Below are 12,986 nucleotides of genomic sequence, written 5' to 3' on the forward strand. Positions count from 1 at the left end.
GTGTAGCAGATGCGAATCTCTTTGGCAGCCCGACAATCACCGTCACCCAGTTGTTTAAGCGAGGATCCGGGTGCTGAAAACCACCGTAAAATGAGCGCTCACGCTGGTGATTCCGGTAGCACGGCCTATACTGCACTCAAAGATTACGACGACAACGATGCAGACACTTCAGGAAACCCTCCGTCACCGCCGACACCAGATCCTACTCGCCAACGCGAGGATCTTCTGGTGGGCATCGCTGTGTCTCAGTTTCATTTGCGCGACTACCTATATCGTCATGGCCAATGGCGTCGATATAACGTTGGCCACACCCGTAACCATGGCAGTCCTCGCCGTGGCGGGGTTGGTATCGATCCGCTATAGCCGTCATAAAATGCACCATAACCCCATGTGGAGCCCGGTGCCCTGGTTTTTTGCGTTGGCGACGGCAACAGGCGTCCTCTGGGGGCTGACAGCCCGCAGTGGCGGATTGTGCCTGACGCTGGCAATCGCTGAAGCGGGCATTGCCGGCACCTTTCTTTACTCGCATGGCCGCCTGGTGGCATCGGTCACGGCCGCCATTTCCCTGATCCCGATTCCGTTTCTGTTCATTAACAACAGCGCGGTGCTGTTTCAGGTGCACCTGCCGCTGATGGCGCTGATCAGTCTCGGCAGCTTCTCCGGATTCCGTATGGCTCTGCGCAACACCCGTAATGAGCTGGAGTCTCAACGCCTGACCCAGTTACTCACCGACAATCAGGCGCAATTACAGGACAAGATCAAACAACGAACCTCCGAAATCGAACAGGCCAACAAACGGCTGAACTTTGAAGTCGAACTGCGCAAAGAGGTCAATCAGGCCCTGATTCAGAGCGAGGAACAACTGAATCTGGCCATGACGGCCTCGGGTATCGGCTTCTGGGACTGGGATATCCCACATAGAAAGGTCTATCACTCCGACCCGGAACGTTTTTTCGGTGAACAGAGCGCCGTGGACAGCGAAACCTTTTCGCTGGTCGACTATGTTGCCGAGCCTGACGTTCCCCAGGTACGCCGGGCCCTGGCCAAACATCTGCGCGGCCAATCGGAATATTATCAGATGCGGTATCAGGTCTTTCTTCCGGAAACGGCACAACCGCGCTGGATAGAGGATATCGGAAAGGTGACCGAACGCGATGCGCGTGGCCGCCCGATCCGGATGATCGGCACCCGACGAGACGTCACCAAAGACATGCAGTTGCAGGAAGAACTGAGTTTGTCTTCCAGCCTGTTCAACAACAGCGCCGACGGTGTCTTTGTTCTCGATCAACACCAACAGTTCCGAACCTGTAACCGGGTGTTCTGCGACATTTTCGGCCGTCAGAAAGGTGAGCTCTTGGGTTTGCCTCTGTTTCAGGTCATCCGTACCGATCAAACCCAACGCATTTCGCAGAGCATGATCAGCAATGGCCGCTGGAGCGGAGACTTGTTCAGTCAGCGACGCGGCGGCGAACGTTTCCCGATGACGATGACGCTGACAACCATTCGCCGTGAAGACAACAGCGTCTCTCACTATCTGGGCATCTGCCGCGATCAATCTGAATCCCAACGCACTGAAAAAGAACTGCGCTATCTGAACAACTACGACAAGCTCACCGGGCTCTACAATCGTGGCTACTTCCATGAAATCGTCGGCCAGTTCCGTGAACACGAACCGCTGCTGACCGAACACTACGCCGTTTGCGTCATCAACCTGGATCGCTTTAAGTCGGTAAACGAAAGCCTCGGCCTGGAAGTCGGTGATCAACTGCTGAAAGATCTGGCGGCCCGGCTGAATAACCTGCAGGAACCGATTCGTCAGGTGGCTCGCCTGTCGAGCGACGAGTTCGCCATGATCATCGAGTTTGAACAGGATCGTGACATGCTGCTGTCGATGCTGGAACACCTGCAAGCGGAAATTACCCGGCCATTCCTGGTTGGCGAACACGAGCTGATCGTAACCGCCAGCATCGGCGTTTGCGTTGTCACCGAAGGCAATCTGACGCAGCTGCTCAATCACGCCATTGCAGCCATGAACCAAGCTCGCTATCAGGGCGGCAACAACTATCAGTTCTATCATCAGCGACTGGCGACAACGCCGTTAGAGCGACTGCAGCTTGAAAAAGCCCTGCGCAAAGCCGTCATTAACAACGAGTTTTCCGTCGATTATCAACCCAAGATGAACCTGCACACCGGCATCATCGATTCGGTCGAAGCGCTTGTCCGTTGGCGCCATCCGCACAAAGGCGTCCTGGACCCCGACGATTTCATCCCGCTGGCCGAAGAAACCGGTCTGATCTCGGCCATTGGCGAGCAGGTGCTGAACAAGGCCTGTCAGGAAGCCGCCGCATGGCGACAGCGTGGTTTTGGTGACATTTCCATATCGGTTAACCTGTCCAGTCACCAGATCCGACGCAACGACCTTTACGACATTATCTACAACGCTCTGCAAAACTCTCAGTTGCCGGCCGAATATCTGGAGCTTGAGCTCACCGAAAGTATGCTCATGGAAGACATCAGTCACGCCCAGGATTTTCTTAATCAACTCCGTTCACTCGGTGTACGCCTGGCACTGGATGATTTCGGCACCGGCTATTCATCATTGAGTTATCTGAAGCGTCTGCCCATCGATACCTTGAAGATCGACCGGTCTTTTGTCGCAGAAGCACGACAGGGCGAAACCAGCCCCATCGTCGAAGCCGTCATGGCCATGTCTGAAAGCCTGCGCCTGAATGTGGTCGCCGAAGGTGTGGAGACCCGGGAACAATTGCACTATCTCGAGTCACTTGGGTGCGATTATGCGCAGGGATATATCATCAGTCGCCCACTGCCCGCGTCCGAGGTGCTCACGCTGATTCGCCACAGCAATCTGCAAACCCTCTCCCAAGCCACGGATGCCGTGCATTAAACCGCTATTCGATATGTTCTGCCCAGACATCGCTTGACTTTGCCATTGGGCTGCAAAAGCAACACCTGTCATATTGGGCATTGTTCTTGCTTTCAACAGAGCTGTCCGTTATTCCTATTTCTTTTAGTAACAGATGAAAACCGTCAGTTCGATGGACTTCACGGAATTGAAACAGGAATGATCTAGACTCGGATTGTCATTGAGAGACCCCTCAGGCAATCCTGGATTAATAACAAGAAGCGGCAGTCGCCATTATAAGGAGCTAAACATCATGTCTACGAACCTGTTTGAGCTAGAACTCGCCAATATTGAAGATTCAATCCTACACAAACCAGCCGATGCCAGCGAAAACAAGCGCGCTGAGAATCATCGTAAGCTGGCCGCACGTCGAGCCATTGAAGATCATGTTGAGCAGAGACGGTTACGTAGTGAGTATGATGATCTCGAGCTTGAGATCTACTGACCTTCTAAAGGAGATTAAAAAGGGTGCGAACGCACCCTTTTTTTATGTCGATTGGTAACACTCTCAGCCGTTCAAGCTGTTACCAAGCGTTACCAATGCGCGGTTCTTTTTCAGCGCTGCGAGGTTCGTAACGCATTAATGTCCGAGGCATCGAAGGTGTTGGGTTCCAGCAACTGGTTAATCGCCTGCCGGGCTTTCTGATTATCCGCGCGCAAGCGCTGATCCAGCTCATCCGACCACTGGGTTAACGCCGAAACCACCGTCTCACGTTCTGCATCGGACAGCGGTCGGAACACCCGGTCGGGCATCACCAGCATACCCCAGGTATAAAGCACCGGCGTTTGCGTGATGTAATCAAACCGGCTGTGCCAGTTCAGCGTGAAGGCCGCAGATGGTGGCGCGATCAAACTGTCTATCGCGCCGGTGTCCAGTCCCGTCAACACGTCGCCAATGTTCATCACCAGATAATCAACATTCAGACTGTCGGCCATCTTCTGAATATCCCGGGTATTGGGCAGCCAAAGACGCGTGTTACGCACGGCTTCTAAATCGGACAACGGTCGTTTAGACATCAGATAAGAAAAGCCCCCATCCAGCGGCCCGAAGGCTGTCCAGCCTTCTTCGGCCAGGCGCTGGCGAAAGTCGGTATCCAGTGTTTGCCGCGCCTCGTAAACCTGCTCAATACGGTCAAACTGAAAAGGCTTACTGAGATCTTTCAGATCGTCGGTGATCAGATCCAATCCGGTCCCGCTGAGCAAGGCGCCATGCAGTTGCCCAATGCGCATTTTACGCATAACCGTAGAGTCGTCGCCCATCACCCCACCCGGATAGACTTTGAGTACGACATTGCCATTGGTTTGCTGCCGAATACTCTCCGCTGCGGACTGCAGCGATGTCACGGCCGCACTGCCGGGTGGGTAGAGGGTTGAGATTTTCAACGTGGTCTCGGCCAGCGTTACCGAGCTGATGCTGACCAAAACCCAAAACAGAAAAAAGCGCATGATGACCTCTGTCCGATTGATGAATGTGATACGCGACCATCAAAGGAGCGGATGGGTATCGGCCCGGCAGCGCATCGTAAAATCAGAAGGCACAGTCTGCCGGGATACTGTGACAGCGAGATGAAGAGCATCAGCCGCCGAGGCCATCGTCCAGATACGAATCTTTCAACTTCACATAGTTACCGGCGGTATAGCGGAAATAACGTCGTTCCTTTTCGCTCAGCGGCCGGGCCGCCTGCGCGGGACTGCCTTTATACATATAACCGGATTCTAGCCGTTTACCCGGTGGCACCAGTGTTCCAGCGGCAATAATGACCTGATCTTCCACCACAGCGCCGTCCAGTACGGTCGCTCCGATACCGATCAGCACTTCGTTACCAATGGTGCAGCCGTGCAGGCAGGCCTGATGACCAATGGTGACGTCATTACCGATGTGCAGCGGATGCCCGCCCGGGTTGTAGTCGCTGGCGTGAGTAATGTGCAGCACCACGCCATCCTGGACAGACGTTCTCATGCCGATGCGTATTTCATGCATATCGCCCCGGATGATCGCGCCCGGCCAGACTGAAGAGTCCGCACCGATGGTCACATCGCCCAGAACGTAACTTTCCGGCGCGACCATGACGCGCTCTCCGAGCTGTGGTTGCTTGCCTTGAAATGGATGTATCGCCACAATCAAACTCCTGATATCAAATTACGGGCACCGATGTGAACCGAACAGTTCCGCCGGGCCCGACGACAGACCGGGATGTCGGACCAGCCGCCTCCCCATGAAAAGGATAGGTTATTCCCCATGTTAAAGCTTTCTGGTTTCTGGCGAAATCGAACAGAGGAAATTGCAGCGGTGGATCTGGGGTCTAACTCGTTCCACATGATCATCGCCCGGGTCGAAGACGGTCAGATCAACGTCATTGACCGGCTGAAAGAGCCGGTGCGACTGGGCTATGGGCTGAGCGACGATGGAACGCTGGATGACCTGTCGAAACGCCGGGCACTGGATTGCCTGGAGCGGTTTCATCAGCGCATAAAACACCTGCCTGCCGCCTGTGTTCGCGCGGTTGGTACACGCACCTTACGGCAGGCTAAAAATGTTTACAGCTTTCTGGATCAGGCGGAACGTGCACTGGGGTTCGACATACAGATCATCTCCGGTGCCGAGGAAGCCCGCTTGGTTTATCAGGGTGTGGCGTTTGGTTTGGAAGATGATCACCAGACCCGTCTGGTTATCGACATCGGTGGTGGCAGCACCGAACTGATCATTGGCGAAGACTTTACGCCAAAATCTCTGGAATCACTCGGTATGGGCTGCGTTTCGGTCACCAAGCGTTTTTTCAGCGACGGTACCATCAGCAAAAAACACATCAAAGCCGCTGAAATCTATTGTCTGCAAAAACTGGAGCCATTCAGCCACCACTTTCGCCGGCAGGCCTGGCAGCGGGCCATTGGCTGTTCCGGATCGATCAAAGCCGTCAGCAGCGTCTTGGGAGCCCAAACCGGACACCCGCTGATTACCTCTGAGGCGCTCGATGACCTGCTCTCGCAATGTCGCCAGGCGGGTCATACGGACGAGTTAAAACTGGAAGGTTTGAGTAAAACCCGCCAGCCGGTGTTTATCGGCGGTCTGGTCATTCTGCGCTGTGTGATGCAGGCTCTGAAACTGGAATCTCTTGAGGCCTCGCCCTGGGCGTTACGCGAGGGCGTGCTGTTTGATTTACTCGGCCACGACAGCATGTCGGACATGCGCGAACAGTCAGTCCTCACGCTGTCCCGTCGCTTTCATGCCGACCAGGATCATGCGGAGCACAGCAATCGGGTGGCGCAGAAACTGCTCCGCCAGGTCCTGTCGAGCCGTGAGCTTTCTGAGGATTGGAGCCGATATCTACACTGGGCTTGTCAGTTGCAGGAAATCGGTTTGGACATTAATCACGACAAGTTTCAGGTGCACAGTGGCTATATCGTCGCGAACAGCCACCTCGCCGGCTTTGGTTTTGATGAACAAAATCGATTAGCGACTCTGGTGCGTAACCAGCGAAAAAAACCCGACTGGTCCACAATTGAGGTATTACCACAGGAAGAGTTGGACGACTTTATCCTGATTTTGCACATCTTCCGCTTGGCCTGTGTACTAACGCGATCGCGCGATCAGAAACAGGACATCGGCTGGTCAGTGCATCTCAATGACGATACCCTTCACTTCAGCGCACCACCCGCCTGGTGGGACAGCCAGCCACTGGCCAGTGCGGATCTTAAATCGGAAGTTCGTGCCATGAAAAAGAGCCGCTATCAATTGGTACTGAACAGCCCGGAGGACGACGGCTGACGCCGTCGTTTTTAGCAGGTCACAAAGCAGTTATTATTCCGTTGCCTGCGTCAGCAGGCGTTGTTGAGCCGAAATAGCCTCGTCTTCGAGATCGGACGTCACCCGACTGTAACTGCCATCTGAGTTCAGAACCCACGCCTGAACATTGTCTTGCAGATACAACTCCAGGTCGGCGATGACTTTGTCACGGATTTTCCGGGACAGCAGCGGGAAGCCCGCTTCAACGCGATGGAACATGTTCCGCGTCATCCAGTCGGCGCTGGCCAGAAAGACTTCCGGCGAGCCATTGTTATGGAAATGAAACGCGCGTGTGTGCTCCAGAAAGCGACCGACGATCGAGCGAACCCGGATGTTATCGGACACACCCGGAATTCCCGGTCGGACCTGGCAGATACCCCGCACAATCAGATCAATCTGGACTCCGGCCTGGCTGGCTTCATACAGTTTATGCACCAGCTTTTCTTCCGACAGCGAATTCATCTTGGCGACGATTCTTGCGGGCCGGCCCTCATTGGCGTGGGCAATTTCCTGATCGATGTAGCGGATCATGGTCTTATGCAGAGTGAACGGCGCCTGCAGCACCTTGTCCAGTTTCGATACGCGTCCCAAGCTGGTCAGTTGCAGAAAGATACGGTTCACGTCGTCGCCAATCTGGCGGTTAGCGGTCATCAGACCATAATCGGTATAGATCGACGACGTTTTCGGGTGATAGTTACCCGTACCCAAGTGCACATAGTGTCGTAACCGGTTTTTCTCTTTGCGCGCGATCATCAGCATCTTGGCGTGCGTTTTATAGCCGAACACACCATACACCACGTGAATCCCATACTCCTGCAACCGCGTTGCCAGTGCCACGTTGGCTTCTTCATCGAAACGGGCCAGCAGCTCAATGACCACCGTCACCTCTTTGCCGGCTTTCGCGGCGGCCACCAGTGCATCGACGATGGGCGATTTGGTCCCGGTGCGATACAGGGTCTGTTTGATGGTGACGACTTTCGGGTCCTTCGCGGCCTGCCGGATCAGATCCACCACCGGCAAAAATGAGTCGAAGGGGTGTTGCAGCAGAATGTCGCCACGGGCAATGGCTTCAAAAATGCTGTTTTTACGGCGCAGGATTTTCGGGTAGTGCGCTTCAAATGGCGGGAACTGAAGGTCGGGCCGATTTGCTTTATCAATGAGTTCAAGCAACCGGTTCAGGTTCACCGGGCCGTTCACCCGATATAAGTCAGGATCACCGATTTCAAACTGACGAATCAGGAAGTCGATCATTTCCGGTGGACTGTTCTCGGCCACTTCCAGCCGAACCTCATCACCGTACTGCCGGTACACCAGTTCCCCTTCAATGGCGCGACGCAGGTCATCGGTTTCTTCCCGGTCAACAAACAGATCGGAGTTACGCGTGACCCGGAACTGATAACAGCCTTTCACGGTCATACCGAAAAAGATCTCATCCATAAAATAATGAATGATGGACGACATGAACACGAAGTCGTTTTTGGTTTCCTGCCCGGGCAGTTTCAGCCGGACAATATTCGGCAATGACCGCGGACACTGCACGATGGCCCGGCCACTGTTGCGGCCGAACGCGTCTTTGCCCTGCAGAAACACCATAAAGTTCAGTGATTTATTCAGAATGCGCGGGAACGGGTGGGCCGGGTCGAGTCCAATCGGGCTCAACAGGGGCAGCACATCACGATGAAAGTATTCTTTCAGCCACTGCTTCTGTTCATCCGTCCAAAGTTCACGGCGCACAATGCGGATGCCCTCTTCCGCCAACAGAGGGAACAGTGCTTCGTTCAGCAACTCGTACTGGGTGTCCACGAAATCGTGCGCTTTGGCTGAAATCGCGGCGAGCTGTTGTTCGGGGGTCAGACCATCCACATCGGGCACATTCGATCCGGCTTCAAACCGTTCTTTTAAACCGCCAACGCGGACCTCGAAGAACTCATCCAGGTTGGTACTTGAGATGCACAAAAAACGCAGACGTTCGAGCAACGGTATACTGGTATCCATGGCCTGCAACATGACACGCTGGTGAAACTCGAGTAATGACAGTTCTCGGTTGATGAGATGATCGGGACCGATTTCAACCGGTGTGGGAATGTTTTCCAGATGGGACATCAGAGCTCCTGTTAACTTGTCGTCATCATACCTGAGTTTGACGGTCAGGATAGAACAAGTATAAGACAGTGGCATGAAATGTGTTAACAGTGGTTGAGTTACGCACAAGGGCGATTAGCCGGATCCTGGCCAGATGGCACTGTCCAACCTCGACGCTGCGCTTTAGTAAAACGGTTATAAACTGGTATGAAGGCCAAGCTATCACTCTTGGTATCGAACAGAAGGAACCCGAAAAGCGCTTCGGCTGGTTACGGATGTTTACCATCAACGAACCGGGCAAATGAGCTGACAATACGGAGACTTGAAGCAGACACTAATCCGCTTAATACTGCCTCTGTCAGCATGTTATTAAACGCTGGTTTTCAGGAAGAAGACTGACTTCGCAGTCGTTGGGAGTTTAACGGGGTTATAAAAGATAGCGAAATAACGGATCTGCTTAAGCATCTGAGAGTCTCATGCAGGCGTCCCCCCTCATGGGCGTTTAGATTTTCATAAGGCCCGACGACAGAGCAGTTCTATAAGTTCCCTGAACTCCAATCCTAGTTTCTTGCGTTCGTTCCCCTCTGCTGACCTTATTATTTTGCTGAGGTTTAAAAAAATGATCCAGTATTCAGCTTCCGACCGATTGAATTTCAAAGAATATTATGACTTTTTAAAACGGACAGATTTGGGAAGCCAATATCCTAAAGAAAACCTGGAGGAGAGAGTCACCAAACTGCTCCAGAACTGCTCACTGTCCATTACCGCAAGAAATGAAGACAACCTTCTTATCGGTATCGGCTTTGGCTTAACAGACTTCGCCTATTTTCTGTTTATCACCGACCTTGCTGTCGACCGACGTTATGTTGGGAAAGGCATCGGTTCCAAGATGATGACGTTGTTGTTGGATGAAGCAGGCGGAAAAGACGATATCACCGTCGTGACGTTATCAAATGAGGAAGCCTACAACTTTTATGAAAAAGCCGGGCTTACCCGCGATGACGGCTTGTTCTGGAAGAGTTGTGAGGTATGGACAGAGCATGTGGTTGAATAGGTAAAAATGAGTTTGGTGGGATGATGCTGGGACTACAGGCCATGATAACTCGATGTTGAGGTACAGTAGTGTGCGGTCGTAAAGTCACTAAAAAAGCCCCGTTAAGGGGCTTCTAGAGGGCAATATTCTGTATCTCTTCCATCCGTGGCGGCAGTCCAGCCCGCACATCCTTGTGCGGTCGTAAATCCCCTATCAAAGCCCCGTTAAGGGGCTTTGATTTCGCCGCAGGCGAACCGGGGATTTACCCTTTAACCCCGCCGGCGGTGAGGCCGCCCACCAGGAAGCGCTGGGCAATCAAGAAGACGATGGTGATCGGTATGCCCGCCAGCACAGCCGCAGCCGCAAAGTCACCCCAAAGCTGATTCTGCGCCTGAATAAACTGTTGCGCACCCACGGCCAGGGTCATCTTGTCGATATCTGAAATCAGTACCGAAGCGAGTGGGAACTCGTTGACGATGTTAATAAACGTCAGAATAAATACGACCGCGAGAATCGGCACACTCAATGGCAGCAAAATTCGGTAGAAGGTTTGCCAAGGTGTTGCCCCATCGATCGCCGCCGACTCCTCCATCGAAGGATCGATGGTGTCGAAGTAACCGATGATCATGAAAATATTCAACGCCATCGATCCCATATACCCGATGATCAAGGCAGAGTGGGTGTTTAATGACATGAAGCCAATGAACGAGCCGAGCTTTTCAAAGATCAGGTACAACGCTGTCAGGAACAGGGTGTTCGGAAACTGCTGCAGTACCAGCAGCGTTTTCAACATGGGACCCTTACCGTAAAAGCCCAGACGACCGAAGGCATACGCACTGGTGGTGGATAACAACAGCACCAGAATCGACGTAATCGTCGCCACTTTCACCGTGTTCATGAGCCAGCTCAGTACCGGGTACGGAGGTGTTGAGACATAGGCGTCGCCATACTGCAGTGTTGCGCGATCGGCGTCAGCCGGACGATCAGGCAGGGAAAGCTGTCCGCTCAGCTGACCGTCAGGTGAAATAAACAACGCATCTTCATAGAGCCCTTCGTTATCCGCGACATCCAGCACAATCTTCTGTCGATCGATGAAGCCGTTCTCATCGCTGCCCGCGGCTTGCAGACGCTCACCAAAGTTGTCGAGGAACGCAATGGCCAGATAGCTTTCAAGCGGATAATCAGCCTCATCAAAGGCGGGATCGGCATCCAGTGTCCAACGGCCATCGGCATAGTAGGTGACTGTGCCAAGGCCATTGTTAAATGACACGGTGTCCACGCCGTCAATGTCTTTTTTCAGCGGGTTCATGCCGGTGTAGTTCTGCTCCAGCGCCAATGCCCAGTGCTCCAGAGTCGGGCTCGATGGAATCAGAAAGTTCTCCGGGTCCACCAGCGTGTGACCACTGCGGAACGAAATGGACACCACATACATCAATGGATAGATCACGAAAAAGAGAAACGTGAGCAGAAACAGATGTACGCCGAGAATTCGAAAATTATGCGATTTAGATTTAACCATGATTCAGTCCTCCTGCCCTTATTTCTTAATGCCGACTTCGATCTTCGCCGCTTTCAGATACGCTACCGCGAACAGACCGACCATCATGAAGATAAAGGTCGAGACGGTAGCCCCCAGCGCGAAGTCTCGCGTGTCACCCATAAAGGCGAGTCGGAATGCATAGTTCACCAACAGATCGGTCTCACCGGCCTGTGGATTGGAGCCAATGATGATCGGCCCCCCTCGGGTTAACAGTTGAATCAATACAAAGTTGTTAAAGTTGAACGCGAAAGACGCAATCATCAGCGGCAGCATCGGGCGCAACACCAATGGCAGGGTAATCTTGAAGAAGTTCACTAACGGACCCGCACCTTCCAGGCTGGACGCTTCGTACAGATCTTTCGGAATCGACTGCAACATACCGAGACTCAGAATGAACATGTACGGATACCCGAGAAACAGGTTAACGATCAGGATCATCGTTCGGGTGAAGTTCGGATCCGAGTTCCATTCCGGAGAAATGTTAAAAAGCAGTTCCAATACGTAGTTAATCTGCCCGAAATTCTGGTTAAACAAAGCCCGGAAAATCATGATCAGAATGAAACTGGGGACCGCATACGGCAGAATCAGCAATACCTGATAAATACCCCGGCCTTTGATCGGCTCCCACTGAACAAAGCTGGCTAAGGTCATACCGATGAAGAAAGTCACCACAACGGTAAAGATGGCAAAAAACATGGTCCAGGTAAAAATCTGCAGGAAAGGCGCCAGCATGCCGTCTTCCGTCAGTACGCGAACATAGTTGTCGAATCCGATATTTACCTGGAAGCCCGGGGTGTAGTACTCACCTTCGCTGTCATAGAAAAAGCCGTCCTCAAAGCTGGCATTCAACACCGTGCCGTCTTTCTGATTGGTGAGCTGGTGCGGGTCGTCCGGGTTTTCTGTCCACAATGGGTAGTTCTGGCTGTATTCGCGCAGTTTGGACTTAGCCAGTACGGTGCCATCGGGCAATACCAGTTGCAGGCTGTCCAGCTCATTACGATAGGTGATTGTTGCGCGTCGTTCAGCCTGTGGTAAATCGGGTTCAGATTGGATTTCAGTCAGTCGTTCTGAGATCGGTTCGACGTGCGTCAATGGTAGCGCGTTTTCAGTGATGAACAGGGTGCCCTGTTCACTCTCCAGAACCACGCGATAGGCCGAGCCCTCTTCATACAAACCGATCTCATAAGACTGAGCGCCGTCGGCGATGTAAGTCTGGTCCAGAAAATAGGACTTGGCCTGATCAAAGCTGAGCAGGTGCAGGTTGGACTTATTGGTAAACGTCAGCCCGAGGGTGTACATGATCGGGAAAATGACAAAAGCAAACACACCGATCAGGCCCGGAAAAACGTATCGCCAGACGTAGGCGCGTTCTGACAGAAAAATGAAGGTGAACACCGCCGTGAAGACCATGATCAAGCTGCCATACAACACTTCGCCCTGTGCATACATCAACAGCGTCACGTAGGAGAAGAATACCGTCAGCGCACCGACGATGATGTATTGCAGCCAGGTTTTCCACTTCTCCTGCGCGGCTGCCGCAGGCACCATCGGAATGGCGTTCGGATTAGCCATAGTTGATCCTCATGTAAGTCCAGTCTGAATAATGATTTGAAAGCTGACCAGT

The 12,986-nt window shown here is 53.0% G+C and carries 10 protein-coding genes; 5 read left to right on the plus strand and 5 right to left on the minus strand.

Annotated elements, in window-relative coordinates; genetic code table 11:
• Positions 1 to 9 precede the first annotated feature (9 nt).
• From MED297_RS22315 to MED297_RS10340, 3 genes are all read left to right on the plus strand, one after another.
• Positions 10 to 363, plus strand: coding sequence for a hypothetical protein (locus MED297_RS22315; protein WP_237613435.1), 354 nt, complete (start codon positions 10 to 12; stop codon positions 361 to 363).
• Entirely contained in the window at positions 320 to 2,905 is a 2,586-nt protein-coding gene (locus tag MED297_RS10335; RefSeq protein ID WP_161599295.1) for a putative bifunctional diguanylate cyclase/phosphodiesterase, read from the plus strand. Before MED297_RS22315 ends, MED297_RS10335 begins: the two co-directional genes overlap by 44 nt.
• 271 nt (positions 2,906 to 3,176) lie before the next feature.
• Positions 3,177 to 3,368: a PA3496 family putative envelope integrity protein gene (locus MED297_RS10340; RefSeq protein WP_008044685.1), complete on the plus strand. Its 192-nt coding sequence runs from the start codon at positions 3,177 to 3,179 to the stop codon at positions 3,366 to 3,368.
• Positions 3,369 to 3,478: 110 nt separating this feature from the next.
• Here MED297_RS10340 and dctP read toward each other — a convergent pair whose 3' ends face one another.
• On the minus strand, positions 3,479 to 4,369 hold the full coding sequence (dctP, locus tag MED297_RS10345; RefSeq protein WP_008044686.1) for a TRAP transporter substrate-binding protein DctP: 891 nt from the start codon (positions 4,367 to 4,369) through the stop codon (positions 3,479 to 3,481).
• A 130-nt stretch (positions 4,370 to 4,499) separates the two neighbouring features.
• Entirely contained in the window at positions 4,500 to 5,042 is a 543-nt protein-coding gene (locus MED297_RS10350) for a gamma carbonic anhydrase family protein (protein WP_040556972.1), read from the minus strand.
• 120 nt (positions 5,043 to 5,162) lie between these two features.
• Here MED297_RS10350 and ppx point away from each other — a divergent pair, with 120 nt between their 5' ends.
• Positions 5,163 to 6,689, plus strand: coding sequence for an exopolyphosphatase (gene ppx / locus MED297_RS10355; protein WP_008044688.1), 1,527 nt, complete (start codon positions 5,163 to 5,165; stop codon positions 6,687 to 6,689).
• Between the two features lie 33 nt (positions 6,690 to 6,722).
• Here ppx and ppk1 read toward each other — a convergent pair whose 3' ends face one another.
• On the minus strand, positions 6,723 to 8,810 hold the full coding sequence (ppk1, locus tag MED297_RS10360; RefSeq protein ID WP_008044695.1) for a polyphosphate kinase 1: 2,088 nt from the start codon (positions 8,808 to 8,810) through the stop codon (positions 6,723 to 6,725).
• Positions 8,811 to 9,390: 580 nt separating this feature from the next.
• Here ppk1 and MED297_RS10365 point away from each other — a divergent pair.
• Positions 9,391 to 9,843: a GNAT family N-acetyltransferase gene (locus MED297_RS10365; RefSeq protein WP_202594538.1), complete on the plus strand. Its 453-nt coding sequence runs from the start codon at positions 9,391 to 9,393 to the stop codon at positions 9,841 to 9,843.
• Positions 9,844 to 10,084: 241 nt separating this feature from the next.
• Here the strand turns inward: MED297_RS10365 and malG are convergent, their stop codons facing one another.
• Together malG and malF are read right to left on the minus strand one after the other, a co-directional pair.
• Positions 10,085 to 11,341, minus strand: coding sequence for a maltose ABC transporter permease MalG (gene malG / locus MED297_RS21285; protein ID WP_008044698.1), 1,257 nt, complete (start codon positions 11,339 to 11,341; stop codon positions 10,085 to 10,087).
• A gap of 18 nt (positions 11,342 to 11,359) precedes the next feature.
• Positions 11,360 to 12,934 (minus strand): maltose ABC transporter permease MalF, encoded by a 1,575-nt coding sequence (gene malF, locus MED297_RS10375; protein ID WP_008044700.1) that lies wholly within the window; start codon positions 12,932 to 12,934, stop codon positions 11,360 to 11,362.
• Positions 12,935 to 12,986 lie beyond the last annotated feature (52 nt).

It is taken from the genome of Reinekea blandensis MED297 (assembly GCF_000153185.1).
Taxonomy (GTDB): domain Bacteria; phylum Pseudomonadota; class Gammaproteobacteria; order Pseudomonadales; family Natronospirillaceae; genus Reinekea; species Reinekea blandensis.

Bases quoted from the DNA above. Each gene is read 5' to 3' on its own strand.
- MED297_RS22315 (WP_237613435.1), top strand. From the start codon at position 10: ATGCGAATCTCTTTGGCAGCCCGACAATCACCGTCACCCAGTTGTTTA.
- MED297_RS10335 (WP_161599295.1), top strand. From the start codon at position 320: ATGGCAGTCCTCGCCGTGGCGGGGTTGGTATCGATCCGCTATAGCCGT.
- ppk1 (WP_008044695.1), bottom strand. From the start codon at position 8,810: ATGTCCCATCTGGAAAACATTCCCACACCGGTTGAAATCGGTCCCGAT.
- dctP (WP_008044686.1), bottom strand. From the start codon at position 4,369: ATGCGCTTTTTTCTGTTTTGGGTTTTGGTCAGCATCAGCTCGGTAACG.
- MED297_RS10340 (WP_008044685.1), top strand. From the start codon at position 3,177: ATGTCTACGAACCTGTTTGAGCTAGAACTCGCCAATATTGAAGATTCA.
- malF (WP_008044700.1), bottom strand. From the start codon at position 12,934: ATGGCTAATCCGAACGCCATTCCGATGGTGCCTGCGGCAGCCGCGCAG.
- malG (WP_008044698.1), bottom strand. From the start codon at position 11,341: ATGGTTAAATCTAAATCGCATAATTTTCGAATTCTCGGCGTACATCTG.
- ppx (WP_008044688.1), top strand. From the start codon at position 5,163: ATGTTAAAGCTTTCTGGTTTCTGGCGAAATCGAACAGAGGAAATTGCA.